This window comes from Granulosicoccus sp. 3-233, from assembly GCF_052681095.1.
Genome location: NZ_JBQYLE010000005.1, coordinates 266,524 through 292,152 on the forward strand (window position 1 = coordinate 266,524; position 25,629 = coordinate 292,152).

The following is a 25,629-nucleotide window of genomic DNA, read 5'->3' on the forward strand; positions in this document are numbered from 1 at the left end:
GTCATACGACTGCACATGACAGATCAGAACAAGACGCAGGCCCTGCACTCGCTGGGCCTGCAGGACACCCCCCTCATCACCGGTCTGTGGCAGGTCGCCGACCTCGAGCGTGGTGGTCAGGATCTGGACAGAGAAGCGGCCGCCGCAGATCTCATGGATTACGCGGCCGCAGGCTTTGCGCATTTCGACATGGCGGATCATTATGGTAGCGCCGAACTGATTGCCGGCCTTGCCCGGCAGAAGCTGATCGATGCCAGCCACCGTGGAGACAACCCGATACAACTCTTCACGAAATGGTGCCCACAGCCTCACCAATGCACGCGGGAGGCTGTGCGTACCGGCATCGAGGAACGCCTGGAGCGGCTCGGCATGGAGACCATCGATCTGCTGCAATTGCACTGGTGGAGCTTTGATCATCCCGGATACATCGATGTCATGGATCACCTGATGGAACTTCGTCAGGAAGGCCTGATACGTCACCTGGGTCTGACCAATTTCGATACCGATCATCTCGCCGTATTGCTCAGCTGTGGCCACGAGATCGTCTCCAACCAGGTCTGCCTGTCGGTACTCGATCCTCGCGCACTGGGCGACATGACCCAACTGTGCAGGGACAGCGGCGTGCGTCTGCTGGCCTACGGCACTCTGGCGGGCGGCTTTCTTTCGGATCGCTGGCTCGGCGCTGCGGAACCGGCGGCCGTTCCCGACTGGAGCAAGATGAAGTATCAGCGCTTCATACAGGCGGCGGGTGGCTGGCAGGCCTATCAACAGATGTTGCAGCTGCTGGCAGATATCGCGGCACGGCACCAGGTGTCCATCGCCAACGTGGCGACACGCTGGGTCATGCAGCAGGCGGCCGTCACCGGGGTGATTGTCGGCGCGCGTCTGACGGACAGTCAGCACCGGGAAGACAACCGCAAACTGCTGGCACTGAATCTGTCGTCGGATGACATGGCAAGCATCACGGACAGCAGCCGTCAGCTGACTCCGATCGCCGGGGATTGCGGCACCGAGTACAGGCGCCCACCCTTTCTCACCGCCTCGGGGGATCTGAGTGACCATCTCGATTCCCTGCCGCCGGTCTTCACCAGAGAGGCTGTGGCAGGTCGCAACGATCGCTGGCGTATCTCCAGTGGAAGCGAATTCGAACCCATCTGTGGATACAGCCGGGCAGTGCGTGACGGCAATCGTGTGCTTGTCAGTGGCACCACCGCCACTCACCACAGTGACCGGGTCATCGGTGCTGACGACCTGCGTGCCCAGACCACCTATGTCATGGACAAGATATCAGCCAGCCTGTCCTCGCTGGGAGCCAGCCTGGATGACGTGGTGCGAACTCGCATCTACCTGAGCAATGCAGATGACTGGGAAACGGTATCGCGTGTCCATGGCCGTTATCTGGGCCACTGCATGCCAGCCAACACGTTGATCGAGGTCAGTCGACTGGTCGGCGAATACCGGGTGGAGATCGAAGCAGAGGCCGTCATCCCTGCAACGGCAGAAACAGCTCGGTGACCAGTTCGTCCTCTGCCGTGGTCTCCGCATCGTTCAGATAGCATTCGAACGGAGACACGGTTCTGGACGCCTTGAGTTTCTGATGGCGTGACTCGCTGATCAACAGAGACCAGGCATTTCCCAGATGTCGGTAGGGACCGGTATGCACCACCTTCAGGGCATTGCAGGAGGGTCGCTTGCCCGAGAGCAGCGGGCTCTCCACCTCGACCCTGCCCTGCGTAGGCAGTGCAGCGATGTGCACGCAGGCGTCACGCTTGTAGTCCATGCGCTCGTAGAAGCAGAACGCTCTGCCACCGCTGTGAAACTTTCTGCCGGCCTCTGACCCGTACAAGCGTTGAAAGCTGTGCTCCACGGACTCGGCGATGTTCGTCATGTCGGTGTTGGACCGGCAGCCGATGTAATCACAACCATCAACCGTGACGGTACCCACGAATTCACTGTGGGAAGGCACTTTTCCCGATTCGACATGATCCTTCAGCAGGGCCAGCCCGCGACGGTAGTCAGAGCGAATCATGCCGTTCATGGTGTCCTTCATGAAGAACATGAAGAAAGGCAGGCGGCTGTCCATGAGCCAGACCACACGAGTACTCGACGGCGCCGTTTCCTGCAATTCGAACGTCACCCGGGCAAAGGACTTGAAGGGTTTCAGGAACTGCAGGTCGCACTCGATCCTGTCCCCCGTGGTTGCCGTCAGCGTCATGCCGCCGGCACCCACCTTGTTGCCCACCCAGTCATAGCCATGACCCGTCTGACCGGTCTCTCCTCGATAACTCACCTGCGTATCCGGCTCGAGGTACAGCCACGGAGACCACACTGGCCAGGTGTGGAAATCCACCAGAACATCATGGACATCCTTCAGGGGAGCCGAAATATCGATGGACGCTTGAGCATTGAGTGCTGGCATGCTGGTTACTCCACAATAGCAACCTGCCCAGATTAGCAAACGGTGGCATGCGGGGGTATAGCCAGAATCGGGATACCGGCAGCATGATGCCGAATCTGCGGCAGGCGCCCTTCAGCACAGACCCCCATTCGCCGCTAGAGAGGTGTGGATACCAGGCAAGACTATTATCAGCTGTTGCATGTGCTGCCAGATGCCCCTGCGCCGGTCATCAAGGCCAGCTACCGTGCAATGATGCAGAAACTGCGACATCACCCGGATCTCGGTGGCGATCCGTCACTGGCCCAGTTGCTGAATCTGGCGGCCGACACTCTGTGCGATCCGGAACGCCGTGCCCGCTACGATGAGCAGCTGCGCGATATGGCCAGACGGGCCGCAGCTCAGTCCGCACCAGCGGCTGCCGGCACTCGACCGTCCTCGGAGAACGCAGGCGGCACTCCGCGCCCACAGGCAGCGGAGCGGCCCGGCTCGCACACGACGGAAGATGCGTCGCGCGGTTCCGCGAACAAGGCTTCGCACGAATCACACGAATCACACGAATCACACGAATCACGCGAATCACGCGAATCCACCGATGAAACCTCCCGGGAATCACGAGCGAGCTCTCCGCATGACTCGCCGAACCGCCCAACCGGAGACTCGGGCAAGGCGCATTACCGGCAGACGAACGGACAGCGACAGCACACCGACGAAGACCGGGCTGCAACGACATTCAGCAGCCTGCCCGCCCGACCTCACTGCCAGTTCTGTGGCGCCACCCGAGCCAATGCCACGCTTGGACGTCAGCCCTACGGAGCCACCAAATACTGTCTGCGCTGTGCGGCTCCATCGCTGCCAATGGAAGAACTGCCACAATCCCTGTCCGACGAACTTCGGCGCATCTACCGTCACGATGTCAGGGATACGGTAACGCTCTGGACACGCTGGCCGAAGGATATTGCCATAACCGGCAATCTGCAGGACCTGTCCCTGGCGGGCTGTGCCATTGGCTGCGCGCAGGCACTGACAGGCAATGCAAAGGTGCTTTTGGAAACCAGTCTCCTGACAGCCATCTGTCAGGTTCGGTATTGCAAGCCCGGTAATGGCGGCGATACCTTCCAGGCAGGCCTGGAATTTCTGACCCTGGATATCAAGGCACGACCGGGAACCGTCTTCTCCACGGTTGCCTGAGCACCGAGCCACCGTCAACAAGGCACGGTGGCTCGGCCATCAGCATCAGGGGTTGGTCTTCAGCGACAGGGACACCGCCGGTCCGGCCATGCCTTGCCGATCCACGGTGAGCACTTCGTAGGCGTAGTCGGTATCCGCTTGCAATCCGGAATCGAAGAAGCTGCGTCCGTCATTGGTCTCCAGCAAGTGACCATCGCGCACCACCTGGTACAGGTAATACTCATCGCTGTCCGCCGGCGGCTGCCAGAACAGTTCCAGTGCGGAAGAGGAATACACCAGGCCGGTGAGGCTGGCCACCTGCACTGCCGGCGCAACGGGATAGCCCACGGCTGTTTGCAGACTGATGCTGCCGCTCGCCACGATGTCACCCCGGGCATCGAAGGCCGAGACCTCATAGTGATATACCGTGTCCGGGGACAGCCCCTCCTGAAAGAAACTGCGGCCATCATTACCCGCGATCCGAACCCCGTCTCGCAGGATGTCGACACCAACAGGGCTTGTCTGCAGGTCATCGTAATTCCAGAACAGCTCCAGGGCGGTACTGGAGTACACCGCGCCGGTCAAGGCCAGCGTCTCGGCTTGCACGGCACCGCTCATGTCGACCCGGACAAGCACCGGCTCATGGTCACTGGCCACCACGGAATCGAACAGCCGTGCAAAATCGACATTGACGTTGACATAATCTGCCTGAGCGCCCTGCAACAAGGAGTCGGTCACGAACACATGATCCAGAGCCTGCGCATTGCCTTCGAAGTTGAATGAATACGCCTGACCACCGGGCACCGTCTCGATGAGGTTGTGCAACAGCCGCGAATCACTGGCAGCAGGCAGAACCTCACTGAGCTCATCCGTGAACTGAAAGGTATTCAGATCGCCGAGAACCACGACTCTGGCATCCGGATCGGCGTCGAGCTCTGCGGCAACCAGTTCATGCATGGCCAGGGCCTGCGCCGCGCGCGCCTCTTCACCGGCCTGCACGAAGGGCTGCGGTCCGCCAAAGATCGGGCTTGACCCGAAGCGCGAGGAAAAGTGATTGTTGAGCAGCGTGATACGGCGACCATTGAACTCGAAGACAGCCTCCAGCGGGTCACGCGAGGTATCGAAGGCATCAGGCACGCTCGAGCCTCGCTCGGCCAGCTGTTCCCGGGTAATGCCCTGATGGTCCAGCAAGGTGACACGTTCCGGGTTGTATAGAAAGGCGTTGCGGATATTGCCCAGCGAGGCGCCACCGAAGGTATCGATGTCATCGCGGTTGTCATCCGTGGTTTCCACCAGCGGATCGACATTGACAAAGGCGTAGGCGGGTCCGCCCTGTTCCTCGATGGCATCGGCCAGCGCCTGCAAGGTGTCGGAGGCATCCAGCACACCGGCACAGTCGGAGGTGTCATCACCGCTGCAATCGCCGATATCACCATTGTTGTCCTGCACTTCCTGCAAGGCAATGATATCCGGCCCGTTCAGTGAATCGACAATCTGGCTGGCGATGGCCTGTCGCTGCTCGGCATCGGCCTCCACGGCGCTGAGGTTGAGTACATTGTAGCTGGCCAGCAACAGGTCGGACGGGCTGCCCACCAGTGTACTGCGTTCGGCCTGCAGACCTCCATCAACGCTCGTTACCGGTCCAAGTGCATTGACTTCATAGTTGCCGAAACTGTACCCCACGACACCGGTGATGGTTTCCAGCGTGTCGCCCACCTTGATGTTCGGGTAATCGGTACTGCCGTAGAGGGTGCCGTCGAACTGGATCTGAATGCGCTCCGGGTTCTGATCGCCTCGGTTGTCGATATCTGGCTGCAGGAACAGAACGCCACGCTCGCCCAGCGCTTCCACCGGCTCCACCAGGGCGCCACGATCGGCTAACACAACAACCTCGGCACTGAAGCGGCCAAACTGACGCACGCCGGAGACAGCCACCGGATTCGACACGCTGACCAGCATGCCCTCGAGCGACTCCATGAAGTCGATGGCATCGACATCCGGATTGAAAGGCGTCTCCGCGGCATCGCTTGCCAGCTGCAGGTTGATGTCCGTGAGCGTTTCACTGTCACTGATCACGACAGTCGATGAAGGATGCCGTCCATCCAGACCCAGCAACACCGGCGCTGGCAACTCGGCTTCGCCCTGAATGCTCACTTCCTCGACATCAACCAGTGTGGTCGTGGACAGATTTCCGCTCGACACGCCGCCCGCGATGAATTCCGCAACCGTGGCCCGCAGTTCCAGCACGCTTCCCACCGGCGGCTGCTCGCCACTGTTCAGGACAAAGATGCCATCAGACGTGGCGTCATCCCCATCACCGATTGCATCCTGCAGATAGTAGCCGTTGAAGGCGGTGGCAGTGACCACACCGCAGGTATCCACCGTTTGCCCCTGCAAGACGGAGACATGCGTCGCCCCCTGGATCTCGAAGATGGCGGTGTCCTCACCGCATTGACCCGCTGCGCGCAATGATGGCACCCAGGCGGCCGCAACCAGTAACAGAAACGATGTCGGTATGTAGTACTGTTTCATCCGTTTTTTTCCCTCGCAGCTTGCCGGACCCTGGTCCGGAAGTTACATGATGCCCAATTTCGCGTCCACAGCCTATAGAGACGCAGTGACAGCATCATGACCCGGTGTATCATCGCCCGCTCGGCAACAACAGCAATGACAGGATAGGGACAAGACGATGAGCATTACCCGAATGGACGCCAACCAGCGCATGGCACAGGTCGTGGTACACGGCGATACGGTCTACCTGGCAGGCCAGGTCGCCTCGGGCGAGACGGTCGCCGAGCAGTCAGCCGGCATTCTGGCTCAAGTGGATGCCTTGCTGGCCAAGGCCGGCACGGACAAATCGAAGGTGCTTACAACCACCATCTGGCTGTGCAGCATGGACGATTTTGCCGAGCTCAACGAAGTCTGGGATGCCTGGATCGACCCTGAGAACCCGCCCGCTCGCGCCTGTGTCGAATCCCCCAGACTGGCGACTGCCGAGTTCAGGGTGGAAATGATGGTCGTTGCGGCAAAATGAGTCGCTGAGGCGTCGCCGCACAGCTCGTGCGGCGCGCGCTGCAAGACTGTCAGCTGGCAGTCGCCTGCAAGGGTACCCAACCCAGTGAGCGGGATGCGGCCTGCACCGTTTCATTCGCAGTCCCCTTGTCGGCCGCCATGTCGACCTTGACCCACAGACCCAGCTTGTTGCAGACGCAGGCGTCCACCACCTGCAAGGTAGCGTTCCAGACGGAATCTCGCAGACGTTCGCCACTGGGCGCCTGGTAGACGACACCATCCCACTGCCCGACCAGCTTCGTCATGGCGTTCATGACCAGAAACGCGTAAGGCTTGTAGGTGAGTGACTCGTCGTGCGTGACCCATTCCAGCGAACCGTCGGGCTCGTTGTCCGAAGTGTCCACTGGCAAGGCCGGCGCATCGGCATCATTGGCGGCCACATCATCCAGATAGACGCGTTCCCGCGGATCGATCTGGTACTGGATGCGATCGTCATCTCCGTGGCTGAATTCGTAGACGGCGGTGCGGAATTCTCGTGTTCCGTCGAACCCGAACAGCTGGCCAACCGCCCGGCGCGGCGCGTCATGCCGAGAGTCGAGTTGCACCGGGGTAAACGGGAGAGTACTGGAGAGTTGTATTTTCATGTATCCGATTCGGAAGACGACTGTTCGTTACCGTCATTGAACGACAGTTGCGGGCCAGACTTAGGGTTGAATATAGTTCGAATTCTGATCAATCATGTTCGGGCGACGAAGAAAACAGGATATACGGGCGCAATAGTAAGAATTAACAGATTGCTGACACTTGACAGTAGCCAAACCGCCCGGCCCTGCTGGTACACTGGCTGCAAGCGCTCCGGACAAGTCGATCATCTCGGAATGCGAGTCCTTCTGGCTAGACTATAGACCAGTCTCCGGCATTATCCCATCGCTTCCGGTGTCATGGATGGCGTGCTTTTTGCCCTGATCATTCGGTGGCACTGACGCTTCATCTGCCAGTCACCACAGCGTCCGTTGTCTCTGTACGCTTGCCAACCACAGTATCTGGAAACCTGAATTCACTATGACCGATATGGTAGTCCTAACGGCAGAAATGGCAATTGTGCTGTTCTTGCTTGCCGCGACGGTCTATCTGTTTGCATTTTCGGTCGTGCGGGTCGATGTCGCCGCCCTGATGATCATGGTGACACTCGGACTGGTTTCCCGCGTACCCGGTCTGGATCCCATCCTCAGTCTGACTGAACTGTTCTCGGGATTTTCAAGTAACGCGGTGATCTCCATCATCGCCGTCATGATCATCGGCAAGGGTCTGGACAAGACCGGCCTCATGGGCAAACTGGCCCAGCTGATACTCTCCATCGGAGGCAAGACCGAAAACCGTATCAGCCCGCTCATGTCGGGTATCGCAGCTCTGGCTTCCAGCTTCATGCAGAACATCGGCGTTGCCGCCCTGTTCCTGCCAGTGGTCAGTCGCGTTTCGACGCGTACCGGCATTCCCATGAGCCGCCTGCTGATGCCGGTCGGTTTCTGCATCATCCTGGGTGGAACCGCCACCATGATCGGCTCCAGCCCACTGATCCTGCTCAACGATCTGCTGCTGTCGTCCAACCAGCAGCTGCCTGCCGACCAGCAGATGAAGAGTTTCGGCCTGTTTTCGGTCTTGCCGGTCGGTATCGCCCTGAGCATTACCGGCGTGCTCTACTTCGTTCTGGCCGGACGATTCGTGCTACCCAAGGACGATCCCGACTCCAACCGGACATCACGAACGGATGACTATTTCCAGAGCCTGTACGGCATCAGTGGAGACCTGCTGGAGGCACAGGTAACGGTTGACAGTCCCATGGTGGGCCTGAGCATCCACCAGATCGAGGAGACCTACGAAAACACACCCTTCATCCTGGCACTGTACAGCGGTGATGTCGTCAAGATCCCGCCCGACAGGGAAGAGACCGTCTGGGTGAATACGCGTCTGGGCCTGCTGGGCGATCCGGAAGAGGTGGAGGCCTTCTGCAAGGAATACCATTGGACATTGCGCGGTGAACCGGATCGATTTGCCAAGGTTCTCAACCAGCAATACAGCGGCATCGGAGAGGTGGTCATCCCCCCTGCTTCCACGCTGGTCGGAAAGGCCATTGGCGAAATCAAGCCACGGCGCAATTTTGGCGCCAACATCCTGCAGATCTACCGCGCCGATCACGTCATCAAGAGTGGCTTTCGCGATACGGTCCTGCAGGCAGGTGACACGCTGGTCGTGCACTCCAGCTGGAAAGACCTGCACAAGCTGAAAAGCAACCGCGATGTGGTGGTCGCCACCGATGTCAAATACGAGGACATCCGCACCAACAAGCTGCGGCCGGCCATCATCTTCTTCGTTCTGTCGCTGGTCCTGTTCCTGCTCACGGACACCCTCTCCATCTCGCTGCTGGCCGGTGCGCTGGGCATGATCCTGTCTGGCGTACTGACCATCGATGAAGCCTACGATGCCGTCAGCCTGCAGACGGTCTTTCTGCTCGCCTGCCTGATTCCGCTGGGTATTGCCGTTGATCACTCGGGCGCGGCCATCTGGATAGCCAATCATCTGTTGACAGTCATCGGCGACGTGCCCATCTGGGTCATGCAGACAGTCATCGCTGGCCTTGCGACCTTCTTCACTCTGGTGATGTCGAATATCGGCGCAACGGTGCTGCTGGTGCCACTGGCCGTCAATATCGCGGTGACCATCGGTGCCGACCCGGCCATGTTCGCCCTGACGGTGGCCATCTCCACGTCCAACGCTTTCCTGATTCCGACCAATCAGGTCAACGCCCTGATCATGGGTCCGGGTGGTTACAGTGTGGCCGACTTCATGCGCGTCGGCGGCATCATGACCGTGCTGTACCTCGTGGTCAGCCTGGTGGTCATGAATCTGTTCATGTAACGGATCACCGGCGGCGGAGCGCACCCCGCCTCTTCCCATCGGTATCGCAAGCCCATGAAACGCCCGGCTTGCCGCAAAGGTCGCAGTTAGCTAACTCCTGTCGTTTTCAACCCATGTCGGGTGCTTGACCCCGACCCCGCCCCAGCCGATATTGCATTCGTGCGAGCGCACATTTTCTTGGAGTATGGACATGGGAAAAACCTACAAGACTCTGCCTGACGAATATTTCATCGACGACTTTGCCAGCTATGACCTGGATGAAGTGGAACTCGATGACGAAATGGATTCCTTGCTGCTGGATACGTCGGCCAGACGCCGCAAGGGCAAACGCAGCAAACGCGACCACTCTGCCAGACACTACTCTCACGGCTCGCAGCAGTTGCCGTCCGACTGGTACGACAGCGAGAATTTCAGCGGCGGCAACCGCCATCACTGGCGCTAGACAGCGCGCAGAAGACAGCCCGACCGGCAGCATCATGACACGGAGGTGATGTTGCCGGAGCGGCCCCGGCAACCGGCACGGATGACCGGGACCGCTGAACGCCAGCATGCCAGCACCACCTGTACAATCGAGTAGCAGGTGGCGGCTTCGGCCCACAGCATGCTTGCCGTGTGCAATACTAGTGCTGGCCAGCATACGCACGGTATTGCAATGATGCTCCATTTCCGGATATCCGATCGAGTCAGCGAACAGCTATTGCGGATATGCAGTCGGAACAGTGCCCGAGCTGCAATCCCCCTGATGCTCGCCATCCTGTTCACGTCACTGGTTCTGACCAACAAGGTTGACAATCGACTTCTGCAACTCTGGGTTTTTGCCAGTTGCAGTGTCATTGTGGTGCGTGTCATCCTGCTGCGCGCAGTCACTCGACATGCCGATCTCAGTGAGGCAGGAAAACGGGTGGTAGCCACCTTGCTGACGCTGGTGCTCGGTTGCACCATAGGGTCTGTATTGTACTTCTACCCTCATGTCGGCACCTTTGAAAGAGCCATGTTGACCGCCATTCTGCTGGGCCTGTGCACCATTTCCCATAGCACCAACTTCGGCTATCGTCCCATTCTGCTGAGCTATATCGGCCCACTGTTGGGTACCCTCGGAATCCTGTGGATAGCCAATATCGATCAGCTCATGCACCCTGCCCTGGCAGTGGCCGTGGGCGTTTCGGTGCTGATAGTCGGACTCACGATGCTGCTGAACGGAAAGTTCATGTTCGATGTGTTTGCCCTGTCCATCGAATCATCCATCAAACTGGAGGAACAGTCGCGACACCTGTCGGATGCGCTGCAGCTTGCCGAACAGGCCAAGAGCGAGGCCGAGGCCAGCAGCCAGTCCAAGACGCGATTCATCGCCGCGGCCAGCCACGATCTGCGCCAGCCGGTGCATGTGCTCAATATGCTGGGCGCCGCCATTGCCAGAGAGAAGATGAGTCCGCGTGCCAGTGATATCGTCGAGAACATGAATATCGCCGTCACGTCACTGTCCTCGCAGCTCAACGCGCTTCTGGATATCTCGGAGCTTGACTCCGGCTCCGTCAAACCGGTCATTCGCTCCGTCAATCTGTCCGCTCTGGCCGACAAGCTGAAACTGGAAATGCAGCAACTGGCTGCCGACAAGCGTATCGAGCTCATCTGCGATCTTCCGTCTGATCTGTATGTCAGGACCGATGCGGCCATGTTGTCTCAGATCATCCGCAATCTGTGTGGCAATGCCATCAAGTACACGTTCACGGGTCATGTCCGCATACAGGCATCGGCCAGCCCATCAACGGTCACTCTGTCCATCAGCGATACCGGTATCGGCATTGACGACGCGGACTGCGACAAGGTCTTCGAAGAGTTCTACCAGGTCTCCAACCCGGGACGGGACAAGGGGCGCGGCATGGGACTGGGGTTGTCCATCGTCGAGCGTCTGATTCGCAATCTGGGCCATACGATCAAGCTGACGTCTCGCGTCGGCAAGGGTACTGACGTGACCATCTGCCTGAAACGCTGCACGCAGAGCCAGGTCGCGGCAGCAGTGGCAGCAGAGTCACCTTCGAGCCCGGACATCACCTTGCAGCCGGGCATCTGGGTCCACCTGGTCGAGGATGAAGAAGCCGTACAGAGAAGCGTCGAGATGTTCCTGCAATCGGTCGGTTGCAAGGTGACGATCACGGCCAGCTCGAGCAGCACTCTGGAGTTTCTGGTTCAGCAGACCCCTGATGTCATGCTGATCGACCTGAGGCTGCAGAACCACGACTCGGGCTTGAAGGTCGTCGACTGGGTGAATGAGCACAGGCCCGATCTGCCGATCGCCATCGTGACCGGAGAATCTCTGGCCGAGGGAGAGGTTGCCCGAGAGTATCCGGATGTTCTGCTGCTGCAAAAGCCGGTCAACAACCATGATCTGCTGGAGTTGCTGGACTACCTGGTAAACAGCGAGCAGACCCCGGACAGAGAACTCGGCAGTACAGTGACGGAACATCAATAAGAAAACTGCGTCCCCCGGGCTTCTCTGTCCACCGTGCACTCCACAGCAGACAGAGCTGACCTCCATGTCTCATCGAGGCGAGTGTGCGCAACGACACGTTACCTGATCAAAGTGGCTGGAGCACTTGACCCATGGTGAAGTGCACTGCATCATCGGTTCAAGTATTCGTACTTGTCCGGGATCACACGGGAGCATGTAATTCCTTTTCGAAGCCGGTATGGTATCTCCCGTAGTTCCTGATATTCCAGCAATAGCAGACTGACAGACACCATGAATGCAACAGCCCAGACCTCCACGGAGGTACGCGGCGCGGCGGTGCGCTTCGACCACGTGCAAAAAAGCTACGATGGGATCACACTCGTCGTCAAGGATCTGAACCTGGATATCGCCCCGGGTGAATTCGTCACCATGCTCGGCCCGTCGGGTTCGGGAAAGACCACCTGTCTGATGATGCTGGCCGGCTTCGAGCCAGCGACCCACGGGGAAATCTTTCTCAACGACAAACCCATCAACAACGTGCCACCTCGAAAACGGGGCATCGGCATGGTCTTCCAGAACTACGCGCTGTTCCCGCACATGAGCGTGGCCGAAAATCTGGCATTTCCACTGGAAATACGCAAACTGGGCAAGAGCGAACGCGATGCCAAGGTCAAGCGTGCCCTGGACATGGTAGAACTCGGTGCCTTCGGTAATCGCCGCCCGGCCCAGCTCTCAGGGGGCCAGCAGCAGCGCGTCGCCGTGGCTCGGGCACTGGTTTTCGACCCCGATCTGGTGTTGATGGACGAACCACTGGGGGCTCTGGACAAGCAGCTGCGCGAGCAGATGCAGTATGAAATCAAGCACATCCACGAGAGCCTGGGTGTCAGCGTGGTCTATGTCACGCACGACCAGACCGAAGCGCTGACCATGTCCGACCGGGTCGCCGTCTTCCAGGATGGTGTCATCCAGCAGCTGTCATCGCCCGATGCACTGTACGAGAGCCCGCAGAACTCCTTCGTTGCCCAGTTCATCGGCGAAAACAACAAGCTTTCCGGCAAGGTGACGGCACGCAACGGCAATCTGTGCAGTCTGACGCTGGATGACGGGACGCAGATCGAGGCCGAAGCGGTCAATATCGGTGAACCGGGTTCCCGTTCCACCATTTCCCTGAGGCCGGAACGCATCGAACTGCAGCCGTCGGAGAACCGCGACAATCTCGTCGATGGCGTGGTCAAGGAAGTGCTCTATCTGGGGGATCACCTGCGCATCGTCATGAGTGTCGCGGGCAATGACGAATTCATTGTCAAGGTACCCAACGGGGGCCGCAGCACGCTTCCGGTGGAAGGCGAGGTCTACAAACTGGGCTGGAGTGCGCTCGATGCCAAGGCACTGGATCCGGTCAGCTGATGTTCCGCTGAATGATGGTCTGACTATCCCAAATCACTGATCGACAGCCGGCTACATGGAACAACTGATATGAAATTTCCGGTTTTTTGGTCGATTGCACCAAACGGGTTCGCAAAACAATGTTTCAGGGCGCGATAACGCCCCTGATTGGTGCGCACGATTCACGACAGTCGTGCCGGCTATGTTAGGCTTTTGTATGAATTCAACGAGGAATTACTGCATGAAGATCATATACGGACTCACCGGCGCCTTTGCGCTGAGTGCAGTTGCTCTGACTGCTTCGGCAGCAGACGAGCTCCCTCCCTGCGAAAACTGTGTGGACGAACTGACCATCGTCTCCTGGGGAGGCGCTTACTCCAACTCTCAGATCCAGGCTTACAGCAAGCCGTATGAGGCCCTGACCGGCGTCAAGATCATCAACGATGAATCATCGAATGAAGCAGTGCCGAAACTGCGCGCCATGAACGAAGCCAACAATGTCACCTGGGACATCGTCGACGTGGTGGCTTCCGACGCCATTCGCCTGTGCGATGAAGGACTGGCGATGGAAATCGATCCGGACGAGCAACTGGCTGCAGCGCCGGATGGAACCCCTGCATCGGAAGATTTCGGCGACCTGCTGGTATCCGAGTGTTTCATTCCACAGATCGTCTATTCCACGACATTCGGCTATCGAACCGACGTCGAAGCCTGGGGTGGCAAGACTCCGGAAAATGTCTGTGCCGTCTTCGACACAGCCACCTACCCCGGCAAGCGAGCGCTGGAAAAGCGGCCCATCAACAACATGGAATGGGCACTGATCTGCGACGGCGTTGCCAAGGACGACGTCTATGATGTGTTGTCCACCGATGAAGGTGTCACTCAGGCACTGGACAAGCTCGCTACCATCAAGGACGACGTCATCTGGTGGTCCGCCGGTGCGGAAACTCCGCAACTGCTGGCAGATGGTGAAGCGGTCATCGGTTCCACCTACAATGGCCGTCTGTTTTCGGTGATCGAGGAACAGAAGCAACCGGTCGCAATGCTGTGGGACGCCCAGGTATTCGATCTCGACGGCTGGATCATTCCGGAAGGCCTGAGTGAAGAGCGCAGAAACCGCGCACTGCACTACATCATGTTCGCGACCGACACGCAGCGTCTGGCCGATCAGTCCAAGTACATCTCCTATGGTCCGGCACGAAAATCCTCGGCACCACTGGTAGGACAGCATGCCGATCTGGGTATCGACATGGCACCACACATGCCAACCGACCCGGCCAATGCGACCAATACCTTCCTGTACAACTACGAATGGTGGGCTGACAACCGCGATGATCTGGACGCCAAGTTCCAGTCCTGGTTGTCTCAGTAAAACCTCACCATCTGGTGGAAGGATTCAGGGTGTGTATCCGACAGTTGATACACACCCTGACCAGACCGGTCGTTCTGCCTCGCCGCGGCGACCGGACAATGCCTTCATGGTCAGCCCCAATACTGAAATCGGAATGAGGAAACCCCGGCCTTGAGCGCATCTACCACGGTATCGTCAAATTCCGGATCCAGCCAGGAGTCAGACCCACTGACCAAGGATGGACAACCTCTCAAACGCAGTCTGGCCCGCGCCCTGCGCCGCGAAAAGCTTCGCGCACTGCTACTCATCGCTCCGTTGCTGGTTTTCATTCTCGTCAGTTTCGTGCTGCCGATCGGTGACATGCTGTTCCGCTCCGTCGAGAACAAGATCGTGGAACAGACCCTTCCCGGTACCGTGCGAGCGCTGGCCAGCTGGGACGCCGACAGCGGAGAGCTTCCCGACGAAGCGGTTTTCGCCGCCCTCGCCGATGACATGATGCTGGCGCAGGAAGTCAAGATACATACCCGACTGGGCAGCCGTCTCAACTACGACCAACCCGGCATTTCCAGCGTATTCCGCAAGAGCGGACGCAGAATCAAGGGCCTGGACAACGAAGCTGCCATGGCAGGATTCATTGCCATCGACCCCGCCTGGGGGACGCCTGAAGCCTGGACCACCCTGCGCAACATGAAGGCCTGGCCAGGAAAATTTCCGGCCACGGCCCAGTCATGGCAAAACTGGAATGCCTGGTACGAATCCGAGGAAAAGGAGCCTCTTGACCCATCCACCACGGTGCCCCACGGGTTCACCTACGCAGCGCTGTACCACGATCTTGCGAGCCAGCCGGCTTCCGCTATCGAGGCCTTTGCCAACAGCAGCAATACCGAAGCCGCAGCCTTGTTCAGGAATCTGCTCGGTCAGATCGACACCATTCCCAGCGATGATTTCAAGGCGCAGTTTGCCGACATCGAGAAAGGCTGGGCCGACATCGACAACTGGCAGGCCATGCAGCGACTGTCCCCTCCCATCGTGGACAGCTATTTTCTGGCCGCCATCGATGCCGAGCGCACCGCAGACGGCATCGAAAGCAAACCGGACAACGAACGCCTCTACCTGAAGCTCTTCGTGCGCACCATTTTCATGAGTCTGGTCATCACGGGCACTTGCATACTGCTGGGTTACCCGGTGGCCTATCTTCTGGCCAATCTGTCGGTACGTGCATCCAACATGGTTCTGATACTGGTGCTGCTGCCATTCTGGACGTCACTGCTGGTCAGAACCAGCGCCTGGAAAGTGCTGCTGCAGCAACAGGGGGTCATCAATGACTTGCTGGTCTGGGCGGGCGTGATCAACGAAGCCGGCAGACTGGTCATGATCAACAACATGACCGGCACCATCATAGCCATGACGCATATCCTGCTGCCGTTCATGATTCTGCCGCTGTTCTCGGTCATGAAGACCATCTCGCCCACCTACATGAGAGCCGCCAAGTCCATGGGAGCCAGCGATTCACTGGCATTCTGGCGAGTCTATTTTCCCAATACCGTCCCCGGCATCGGTGCCGGCTCCATCCTGGTATTCATCCTGTCCATCGGTTACTACATCACACCCGAACTGGTGGGTGGTACCACGGGAGTCTTCATCTCGAACCGGATCGCGTATCACATCAGTTCGTCACTCAACTGGGGTCTGGCAGCCGCACTGGGTTCGATTCTGCTGATTCTGGTATTGGCACTCTACTGGACCTACGATCGTATCGTGGGCATCGACAACGTGAAGCTGGGGTAATCCATGAGCGCACTTCCTCCCTATGCCTCGACCGGACAACGTATCTGGCATTACACCTTCCGCTACGTCATCTGTGGGTTCATCCTGTTCTTTCTGATTGCACCGATACTGACCATCATTCCGCTGTCATTCAACGCCGAGAACTTCTTCACATTCACCCCGGCGATGCTGTCATTGAGCCCGGAAGGTTATTCGCTCAAGCACTATCATGACTTCTTCACCAACAGTGACTGGCAGCAGGCGCTGAAGAATTCGTTTCTGATCGCCCCGGCTGCCACCATCCTGTCCACGGCTCTGGGTACTCTGGCCGCCATCGGTCTGTCTCAGAGCCATGTACCCTTTCGCCGGGCGATCATGGCCATCCTCATCTCCCCGATGATCGTGCCGCTGATCATCTCCGCCGCCGGCATGTACTTCTTCTATTCCCGCATCGGATTGCAGGGCACCTACTGGGGCGTTGTGCTGGCCCATGCAGCGCTGGGCACACCCTTTGTCATCATCACGGTCACGGCCACCATGGTCGGCTTCGATCGCTCCCTGACACGGGCTGCTGCCAGCATGGGGGCAGACCCTGTCACGACCTTCTTCAAGGTGCAGATGCCACTGATCATACCCGGTGTCGTCTCCGGCGCCCTGTTCGCCTTCATCACATCCTTCGATGAAGTGGTGGTCGTGCTGTTTCTGGGGTCGGCAGGGCAGAAAACCCTGCCCTGGCAGATGTTCACCGGACTCCGGGAGCAGATATCACCAACCATTCTGGCGGTGGCCACCATCATGGTTGCCATCTCCATTGTCTTGCTGAGCGTGCTCGAAATGCTGCGGCGTCGATCCGAAAGATTGCGCGGACTCAGTCCCAACTGAGCAACTGCCACACACAGCGGCTGACCTGGAGATACCATCATGGCCTTTTTCACACCCGCTGAATACGCTGCTCGCCTGAGTGCCACACGCCAGGCAATGCAGGCGCAAGGTATCGACCTGCTGGTGATCTCGGACCCATCCAACATGGCCTGGCTCACCGGCTATGACGGCTGGTCCTTCTATGTGCATCAGGCCGTGCTGATCGCACCATCGGGAGAACCCGTCTGGTGGGGTCGCTCCATGGATGCTCTGGGCGCATTGCGAACCGTCATCATGAGCGATGACAATGTCGTCGGGTACGAAGACAGCTATGTACAGAACCCGGACAAGCATCCGATGGAGACTCTGGCCGCCCTGATTCTGGAGCGGGGCTGGAAGGCGGAAAGCATCGGGGTGGAACTGGACAACTACTACTACTCGGCTGCCGCCCACGCCTGCCTCAGCACTCGGCTGAAGGAACATCGCTTCGTGGACGCAACCGGACTGGTCAACTGGCAAAGGGCGGTCAAGAGCACGGCAGAGATCGACTGCATGCGCCGCGCTGCACGCATCGTCGAGCATATGCACCAGACCATCGTCGAACAGGCCGAACCGGGTCTGCGCAAGAATGAACTGGTGGCGTCCATCTACGCGGCAGGCATCAAGGGCGTGGATGATTGCTGGGGAGACTACCCGGCCATTGTCCCACTGACCCCATCCGGCATGGATGCGACCGCTCCTCACCTGACCTGGGATGACAGCCCCCTTAAGGCCGGTGAATGCACGTTCTTCGAAATCGCCGGCGTCTACCGCCGCTATCACTGTCCGCAATCACGCACCCTGTTCTTCGGCGAACCGCCGGCCAGATATCGAGCGGCCGAGAATGCCGTGCAGGAAGCGGTCAGTGCCGGCCTGGCGATGGCCCGACCGGGCAACTACTGTGAAGACATTGCCAATGCCTTCAATGACACGCTGAACAGGCTGGGTTTCGAAAAGGACAGCCGCTGCGGCTACTCCATCGGACTGTCCTACCCGCCTGACTGGGGTGAGCGCACCATGTCGTTTCGTCGCGGTGATCGCACTCTGTTGCAAGCAGGCATGGTCTTTCATTTCATGCCGGCGCTGTGGCTCGACGATGGTGGCATCGAAATGACCGAACCCATACTCATCACCGAGAACGGTGTGGAATGCCTGTGCACCACCCCCGGTGGCCTTACCGTCAAATAGCAGCTGGCAATCATCTCGCCAGCGCCACAGCGCCTGCCTGAAAAACTGCCTGAAAAACTGCCTGAAAAACTGCCTGAAAAACTGCCTGAAAAACTGCCTGAAGAACTGCCTGAAGAACTGCTGGAAAATCAGCGGGTGGCTGTATTGCGGGCAGGTGGTCTGCGATGACCACGCCCAGCCAGTCGTCGCCCGGCAAGCAGCAACAGCAACCCGCCGCACAATCCTGTGGACAGACTCCCCCCACCACTGGATATACCGGCCAACTGCCCTGCCCCCGCACCACTGGCATCATCATCCGCAGGGACATCATCGGCAACCGAGGTCTCGGCCACTGTCGTGATCCAGTCGAGCATCTGTTCGATCGAATCCCGGGTCAGCTCTGCGCTGGCAGGGCTGCCGGCCAGGCACAGCTCGTCGGCAATGCACAAATCCAGGGCATGTTCACCTTCGGCAATCAGATGCAACTGACTGCCTGAGGTCCCGCACTGGCGTATGCGTCGCAACTCACCAGTGGCCGATGGCAGCACTGCCGGTGTATCCAGAGAGATGTCTGCCAGCGCATTGCACAGTCGAACCGACTGCTGATAGGGCAATACCGTATCCTGTTCACCATGCAGCAGAAAGAACGGCGGTAGAGGTTTGGGTGGGCTGGCAGCCGAATCGATAAGCACGCGATCCGGCAGCGTATTGCGTTGAATCAGGGGCGCAGTCACATCCACGTTCTCCAGCGTCTGCCCGACAACGGCTTCCAGAATACGCTGCCCCGTCCGGGTGTCGATTTCTCCTTCGAGCAGTTGTCTCACGAAGTCACTGAAGTCCACCGGTGCATAGAACAGTACGGCACTGGCAATCTCTGCGGCGCGTTCCACGGCCAGCACCCCGGCCAGATGGCCACCGGCCGATTGACCGAACAGCACCGGTTTGCCACTGACACCGTAGGCCGAGCCGTTCTGCAACACCCAGGTCAGTGCGTCACTGGCATCCTGCAGCAACTGTTCGAGCGTGGCGTTGTTGCACTCCATCGTGCCTTCTGCATCACCGATAAGCCGATAGAACGGTGCGAACACCACAAATCCCTGGTTGACCAGCTGCGTGGCAAACGACTCGATACCCAGCGCACCGGATGAACGCCGCTGCCAGCTGCCGCCGTGAAACGCGATCAAGGGACGCAACGCCGAAGTCTGGACAGACTGGTCGTCAGGCGTGGGTTGTGGTGCATGGATACGCATTTCCAGTTCGCACTGGCCCATGTCCGTGCTGACACTCTTGTAGTTCACACGCTGGGTGAAGGGCTGCAATTTGCCGTCAAGCGGCACGGCGCCGATGTCGAAGCGCGTTCCGGGGGACAGCGTCCAGCGTTCCAGCTCATTACTGAATGAGGCCGCATTGCCCAGACGCAGCGGATCGAGTACTGCCTGGCAATAATCCACGGTGCTGCTCGCCTTGAAATCCACAGGTAATTGACAGGACTCGTCGGCGTACCAGGTGGTGGTGTTGATCTGTTCGACCAGCAGCTCCTCATCAGGGCCTGCAGTGGCGGGAATCTGCACAGCCGAACACCCTGCCTCATCAAGGGCATAAACCGGCTGATGCAACAATGGCACCTGCAGGATACCGGCAGCTTCGCACTGCGCAGCGCCGCCGAAGAGCTCTTCCAGACGCTCGTCATCACCAAGTATCAGAGCCGCCAGCAGCTCCTGACGATGCGTTCGAAGATAGCCGAGGGACAGTGAAAAGTCCCCCTCCGGAGACAGAAGGGTGTACAGCCGATTGATCTGCTCATCGGACGGGTCCGGCAGATCGACAATCAGCAAGCCGTTGCCCAGTTCGGCATCCAGCGCCGAGAGCAGATCCTGCTGCAACTGATCCACCATGCGTCTGATCTCCCCCTGATCCAGCGCATCTTCGATCTCGTCCTCCAGCACACTTTCCAGCACATCGCGCAGTAGTGAATCATCCACGTCGGCGCGGATATCATGCCGGATCAGATTGCCGCTCAAGTTGATGTCGGGGCGCAGAATCAAGCGCTGCCTGTCGGCTTCCAGCACGGGATTGAGCTGCAGTTCCAGTTGCAGCGACAAGGAGGCAGTACCACTGGCGTCGAAACTGAAACTGTCGCTGGCCAGCTCCTGACAGCCACCAAGGCGAACACCGAAGACCTGCTTCGCCCGCCCCTGTGCCACGATTTGCGCATCCAGCTCCAGCCCCAGTGTAATGGGCTGATCGATGGACTCCAGCGACAGATACAGATGCGTATTCGAGGCCAACGTCACATTCGTGTTCAGCGTGCGTACCTCGGTGCGGTTGCAACTACCGCTGGCCACGAGATCTGTGGCGACATCGCTGAACAGCAATTCACCTTCGCGCAGCGTCAGATCCGCAGCAGACAACTCATCGCGGATCTTCTGCAGAACCAGCCTTTGCACGGCGTCAGGCTCGCTGTCCAGCCTGTCGATGGCCTCGCCCAGCTCTCCCACGCTGACTTGCAGAGATTCCGCACGTAGCGGTGACGTGAAGCAGAACAGGCTCAGGCCGAGTGCTGCCAGACAAGCGAATCGTTGAAATGTTCTGCGAATGACGGCCTCTCCCACTATCGTCGGATCAAGATGAATCAGGCGCTGTCAGACGTTGCACGGCATTCAGCTGGAGATCACACCTCCGCGGTAGTGCTACGGCCAGACAGAAAGGGCCTGCAGTCAGTGTACCCAGTTTTCAACAGGGCACACAGACTTGCCCGGAACTGTCACATTGCTGTAACAACTCGCATACCGGATAGGAAACAAAAACGATGTCAAGGCCGCTGGAGCATTGAGGCAATGACGCTCGAACGGCCGGATCGAATCAGTGAACGTGCCCGCCAGACAGCGGGGAACCGTCGGCATTGTAGAATCCCGATGCACCGTGTTGCACGAATCCCAACCTGATCATCTTCATCAGAAAGGGGTCGGACTCATTGTCACCGACATCGGCATAGTCCGTTGCGGCAAAATCATCGAAGGCTTGCAACGAGCGTTGCACCAACGCCTTGTCGGTCTTCAGTTCATCCATGCGCCACTGGGTGATGCGGCGCTGCCCCAGTGAATCGGTGCTACGCACCAGATAGCGTTCCACCAGTTGCAATTCCGGCAACCATGTCAGGCTGGTTTTCGAGAACGGCAAAGGCTTGCCCATCCGATCCGTCGGGGTGACTTCATAGGTTTCGGTTCTCAGGCAACCTTCCCCTTCCGACCCCATCAGCTGCATCGAATCCAGACGGTCCTGGCTGATCCAGCGTGATCGTGACTCCCAATCCTTCGACCCCTTGCCACCGTTGATATCGAAGGCATCGTACTCGATGGCTCTTTCGTCAGCAGTGAAATAACGCACCGGCTTCAGATACCCGTTGCGGGTCCGTGTCCACTGATCAGCCACATCCCTGTCAGGGTAGTGGTACATCACCTGATTGCCCGCTCGCCAGAAATCCAGGCTCACGTCCTGCCGGCCATTGGACGATATCGTATAGCTGGCTCCCAGAGCCTCGCGGAGCGCATCACACGACACCTGGGATTCATCGGCCAGCACGGCACGCGGTGAGATGAACCCCAGAAGCAGGGCCGTACCGGCCGCCAGAGCAGACAGAGTCCGCGAATGAATCAGGCCGCTCAATTGATGACACCCAGTGCCGTATTGGCCTTGCCGATCAGATCCGCTGCAAAGTCCATTGCATGAAAGATCTGGTTCTGCTCCAGTGTACCGGTGAGCAGCGAAGCGGCCGGACCTTGCGAGTAGATACCGACATCTTCACCGGCATGTGTCTCCGAGCCCAGCGGGATCAGTGCTTCCTGATGAAACCCGGGTGCCGTGGTATCCACCAGTGTCAGATCCTGACGACCATTGGCTGCAGGCAGACCGTAGCCGGCGTCTGCATCTGTTTCGGATTGCAGATCGCGAAAACCGAGTCCGTTGGCATACCCCAGCGTGGTGTACGGCATATCGTCGGCTGCCAGAGCCGGTTCATCGGATCCAACCGACACCACCTTGCCCAGAATCGGATTGCCCCGCTTCGGGTAACCGGCAATCGTGAATACATGGCTGTGATCAGCGGTCACGATGATCAGCGTGTCAGCCGGGTCAGTGACGTCCATGGCAGCCTGGACGGCAGCAGCAAACTCGATCGTCTCGGTCAGCGCTCCGGAGGCATTACCTGCGTGGTGAGCATGATCGATACGGCCTGATTCGACACTCAGAAAAAAGCCCTTGTCGTTGTTGTCCAGTATGGCAATGGCCTTCTCGGTCATTTCGGACAGGCTCGGCTCACCGGCAATATCATTGCCGCGGTCGGCCTCGTACTGCATGTGCGACTCGTTGAACAGTCCCAGTACATGCGGTGTCACTTCGGGATCGATGGCATCGAATCCCGCCTGGTCCATGACATAGTTGCCATCGGTATACAGCGCCTTCCATTCCGCCGTCAGATCGCGCTCATCGGTGCGATCACCTTCGACCTCACTGCTGGCATCCGGGCTGTTGAAACTGGCATCCCTGGGAAGGAAATGGCGCCGTCCGCCGCCGAACATGACTTCAATGCCATCAACATCCAGACCGTCGTAACGTCCTTCCAGCCGCGCTTCGAAATTGATCATCTGTGAGGCGATGTCCTCGCAGACTGTCGCCGCCTCCTCTGGCATGTCCGAGACGTCTTCCCAGTTGCGATCCGCCGACTTGGCATACGTTGCCGCCGGGGTCGCATGGGTTATACGCGCCGTGGATACCACGCCGGTAGACATGCCGGCCATTTCAGCCAGCTCCAGCGCCGTGACCAGCTCGTTGCCTGCAACACTGGAGCAATCGCCGCGCACCACATCTTCACCGACACCGATGACACCGACATCCGTCTTCACGCCGCTCATCAATGCCGACATGGTGCCGGCCGAATCCGGAGTCTGAGCATCAACGTTATAGGTCTTGGCAAGGCCGACAAACGGCATGTTGCCGAAGCTGAGCGTATTGTCCTCTCCCTGCTCACCACGCTGCTGCCCTTCCAGAATGCGTGCAGCTGTCACGGTGGAAATGCCCATGCCGTCGCCGACAAACAGGATGACATTCTTCGCGGCACCGCGAGTCTCTGCGTAGTCCTGCGCATCGGCAATGCTGGCTGCCGCCTGCACGAACCAGTCATTGCTGGTGGTATTGCTCAACAGGGCCGCATCCCCGGTCGCATCGTCCTGTTGCACAGGGTCATCATCATCGCTGCAGGCTGCCAGAGTCATCGCTGCCAACAGGGACAGGGTGATCAATCGAATAGTCATTGTCTTCTATATCCTGTGTATCGGTTCAGTTGCTGACGCTGGATGGAAAACTCTGGGTACTCAGATCCAGAGCCTGATCGATGACATGAAAGATGAGGTTCTGCTCGATCACACCATTGACGCGATACGCGCCCGGACCCGTTGCATGCAGGGCGACATCTTCACCGGCGTGAGTTTCGGAGCCCAGAGGAATCAGAGCCTCCTGATGGAAACCCGGTGTCAGCGTGTCCACCGCGCTGAGGTCCTGTCGACCGGCGGCACCGTCCAGGCTGTAGCCGGCATCCGCATCGGTCTCGGCCCCCAGATCACGAAATCCCAGTCCGTTGCTGTAGCCCAGAGTGGTATAGGGAAAACCATCATCTGCCAGCGTTGGCTCGGTCTCGCCTACCGCGACCACCTTGCCCAGAATCGGATTACCGCGTTTCGGATACCCCGCGATGGTGAAGACATGACCATGATCCGCCGTTACCAGGATCAGTGTGTCGTTCGGATCAGTGGCCTCGTAGGCTGCCCGGACTGCATTGGACAGTTCGATCGTGTCATTCAAGGCGTTGTAGGCATTGCCGGCATGGTGAGCATGATCGATCCGACCTGATTCCACCGTGAGGAAGAAGCCTGCCTCATTCTGCTTGAGCAGACTGATGGCCTTGTCGGTCATCTGACTCAGCGAAGGCTCGCCAGCGATATCGTTGCCGCGGTCCGCCTCGTATTGCATATGGGATTCATTGAACAAACCCAGTACCGGAGTTGCAGAATCATCCAGGGCATCAAAACCGGCCTGGTCGAAAACGTAGCTGCCTGCCGGGTACTGTGCCGCCCACTCATCGATCAGGTTGCGCTCATCACTACGATCACCCTCCACCTCACTGGCGGCATCCGCACTGTTGGCTGATGCATCCTTGGGCAGAAAATGCCGACGGCCACCGCCGAAGACGACCTCCAGACCATCGACATCGGCAGCGGTGAAACGGGCTTCCAGATTCGCTTCGAAATTGATCAGCTGCGAGGCGATATCCTCGCAACCCGCTGCAACGGCCTCTTCCGGCATGTCCGAGATATCTTCCCAGTTCCGATCAGCCGACTTGGCATAGGTAGCTGCAGGTGTGGCATGCGTAATGCGAGCCGTACTGATGATGCCGGTGGCAAGCCCCTTGAGTTCGGCCAGTTCGAGCGCCGTCACCACTTCATTGCCGGACACCGTCGAGCAGTCGCCGCGCACGATGTCCTCATCCACGCCGATGACGCCGACATCGGTCTTGATACCGGAAATCATCGCGGTCATGGTGCCGGCGGAATCGGGAGTCTGTGCATCGACGTTGTAGGTCTTTACCAGCGAGGTGTAGGGGAATCGTTCAAAACTCAGATACCCCTCTTCCCCGGGTTGACCCTCACGTTGTCCTGCCAGGATTCTGGCTGCGGTCAGCGTCGATACGCCCATGCCGTCTCCGACGAACAGAATGACGTTCCTGGCGCTGCCGTTGGATTGTCGCTGCAGACGCTGCAATTGCACGGCCTGAGCATCGGTGAACCAGGCACTGTTGGCCTGGCCCGCGGGTACGGCCTGTGCATGGGCCTGCGTGGATAACGTCAATACCGTGGCGAAGGTGCTGATGCACGTAGCCATTGATAATCTGCTTTTCATGATACCGGTGCTGCCTGGGTGTGCACGGAGTCTGCCTGCTGCAAATGAAACTATCGTGACGGCTGATTGTCAAAGCCGCGGGGAGCGGCCCCATTGTGTCAAATACAACTTGTTACATTTACAAGGGCGAGTTTTGTCATGATCTTCAAAAAATGCATGAGATTT

18 protein-coding genes are annotated in these 25,629 nt (G+C 58.7%); 11 read left to right on the plus strand and 7 right to left on the minus strand.

Going from position 1 to position 25,629, the window contains the following annotated elements:
- Window positions 1-15: 15 nt before the first annotated feature.
- The gene (locus ACUNV4_RS15320) at window positions 16-1,515 is read left to right on the plus strand and encodes an aldo/keto reductase (protein ID WP_430879454.1); all 1,500 of its coding nucleotides are present in this window, start codon (window positions 16-18) and stop codon (window positions 1,513-1,515) included.
- Here the strand turns inward: ACUNV4_RS15320 and ACUNV4_RS15325 are convergent.
- Window positions 1,484-2,419 (minus strand): SRPBCC family protein, encoded by a 936-nt coding sequence (locus tag ACUNV4_RS15325; RefSeq protein WP_430879455.1) that lies wholly within the window; start codon window positions 2,417-2,419, stop codon window positions 1,484-1,486. The two genes, ACUNV4_RS15320 and ACUNV4_RS15325, sit on opposite strands and share 32 nt — an antisense overlap.
- 144 nt (window positions 2,420-2,563) lie before the next feature.
- Here ACUNV4_RS15325 and ACUNV4_RS15330 point away from each other — a divergent pair, with 144 nt between their 5' ends.
- Complete coding sequence (locus tag ACUNV4_RS15330; protein ID WP_430879456.1) at window positions 2,564-3,586, plus strand: DnaJ domain-containing protein; 1,023 nt, start codon at window positions 2,564-2,566, stop codon at window positions 3,584-3,586.
- A gap of 45 nt (window positions 3,587-3,631) precedes the next feature.
- Here ACUNV4_RS15330 and ACUNV4_RS15335 read toward each other — a convergent pair whose 3' ends face one another.
- Complete coding sequence (locus ACUNV4_RS15335; RefSeq protein ID WP_430879457.1) at window positions 3,632-6,097, minus strand: endonuclease/exonuclease/phosphatase family protein; 2,466 nt, start codon at window positions 6,095-6,097, stop codon at window positions 3,632-3,634.
- 157 nt (window positions 6,098-6,254) lie between these two features.
- On the opposite strand from ACUNV4_RS15335, the gene ACUNV4_RS15340 reads away from it, so the two are divergent.
- Entirely contained in the window at window positions 6,255-6,599 is a 345-nt protein-coding gene (locus tag ACUNV4_RS15340; RefSeq protein WP_430879458.1) for a RidA family protein, read from the plus strand.
- A 49-nt stretch (window positions 6,600-6,648) separates the two neighbouring features.
- On the opposite strand, the gene ACUNV4_RS15345 is transcribed toward ACUNV4_RS15340, so the two are convergent.
- Entirely contained in the window at window positions 6,649-7,221 is a 573-nt protein-coding gene (locus tag ACUNV4_RS15345; RefSeq protein WP_430879459.1) for a hypothetical protein, read from the minus strand.
- Between the two features lie 418 nt (window positions 7,222-7,639).
- Here ACUNV4_RS15345 and ACUNV4_RS15350 point away from each other — a divergent pair, with 418 nt between their 5' ends.
- The 8 genes from ACUNV4_RS15350 (at window position 7,640) to doeA (ending at window position 18,534) form a co-directional block, all read left to right on the plus strand.
- A complete protein-coding gene (locus tag ACUNV4_RS15350) occupies window positions 7,640-9,493 on the plus strand; it encodes an SLC13 family permease (protein WP_430879460.1) in 1,854 nt (617 codons plus the stop codon).
- A 190-nt stretch (window positions 9,494-9,683) separates the two neighbouring features.
- Window positions 9,684-9,935 (plus strand): hypothetical protein, encoded by a 252-nt coding sequence (locus tag ACUNV4_RS15355; RefSeq protein WP_430879461.1) that lies wholly within the window; start codon window positions 9,684-9,686, stop codon window positions 9,933-9,935.
- Window positions 9,936-10,235: 300 nt separating this feature from the next.
- The gene (locus tag ACUNV4_RS15360; RefSeq protein ID WP_430879462.1) at window positions 10,236-11,963 is read left to right on the plus strand and encodes a sensor histidine kinase; all 1,728 of its coding nucleotides are present in this window, start codon (window positions 10,236-10,238) and stop codon (window positions 11,961-11,963) included.
- A gap of 270 nt (window positions 11,964-12,233) precedes the next feature.
- The gene (locus ACUNV4_RS15365) at window positions 12,234-13,349 is read left to right on the plus strand and encodes an ABC transporter ATP-binding protein (protein WP_430879463.1); all 1,116 of its coding nucleotides are present in this window, start codon (window positions 12,234-12,236) and stop codon (window positions 13,347-13,349) included.
- A 220-nt stretch (window positions 13,350-13,569) separates the two neighbouring features.
- Window positions 13,570-14,700: an extracellular solute-binding protein gene (locus ACUNV4_RS15370; protein ID WP_430879464.1), complete on the plus strand. Its 1,131-nt coding sequence runs from the start codon at window positions 13,570-13,572 to the stop codon at window positions 14,698-14,700.
- A 150-nt stretch (window positions 14,701-14,850) separates the two neighbouring features.
- Window positions 14,851-16,467, plus strand: a complete 1,617-nt coding sequence (locus ACUNV4_RS15375; RefSeq protein WP_430879465.1) for an ABC transporter permease — start codon at window positions 14,851-14,853, stop codon at window positions 16,465-16,467.
- A 3-nt stretch (window positions 16,468-16,470) separates the two neighbouring features.
- Window positions 16,471-17,328 carry an ABC transporter permease gene (locus ACUNV4_RS15380; RefSeq protein ID WP_430879466.1) on the plus strand — a complete coding sequence of 286 codons (858 nt, stop codon included), beginning with the start codon at window positions 16,471-16,473 and terminating at the stop codon, window positions 17,326-17,328.
- 39 nt (window positions 17,329-17,367) lie between these two features.
- Window positions 17,368-18,534 carry an ectoine hydrolase DoeA gene (doeA, locus tag ACUNV4_RS15385; protein ID WP_430879467.1) on the plus strand — a complete coding sequence of 389 codons (1,167 nt, stop codon included), beginning with the start codon at window positions 17,368-17,370 and terminating at the stop codon, window positions 18,532-18,534.
- A gap of 128 nt (window positions 18,535-18,662) precedes the next feature.
- Here the strand turns inward: doeA and ACUNV4_RS15390 are convergent, their stop codons facing one another.
- From ACUNV4_RS15390 to ACUNV4_RS15405, 4 genes are all read right to left on the minus strand, one after another.
- Window positions 18,663-21,125 carry an alpha/beta hydrolase gene (locus tag ACUNV4_RS15390; protein ID WP_430879468.1) on the minus strand — a complete coding sequence of 821 codons (2,463 nt, stop codon included), beginning with the start codon at window positions 21,123-21,125 and terminating at the stop codon, window positions 18,663-18,665.
- 250 nt (window positions 21,126-21,375) lie between these two features.
- A complete protein-coding gene (locus tag ACUNV4_RS15395; protein ID WP_430879469.1) occupies window positions 21,376-22,179 on the minus strand; it encodes a hypothetical protein in 804 nt (267 codons plus the stop codon).
- Window positions 22,176-23,822: an alkaline phosphatase gene (locus ACUNV4_RS15400; protein WP_430879470.1), complete on the minus strand. Its 1,647-nt coding sequence runs from the start codon at window positions 23,820-23,822 to the stop codon at window positions 22,176-22,178. Before ACUNV4_RS15400 ends, ACUNV4_RS15395 begins: the two co-directional genes overlap by 4 nt.
- Before the next feature lie 25 nt (window positions 23,823-23,847).
- Window positions 23,848-25,446 (minus strand): alkaline phosphatase, encoded by a 1,599-nt coding sequence (locus ACUNV4_RS15405; protein ID WP_430879471.1) that lies wholly within the window; start codon window positions 25,444-25,446, stop codon window positions 23,848-23,850.
- Window positions 25,447-25,629 lie beyond the last annotated feature (183 nt).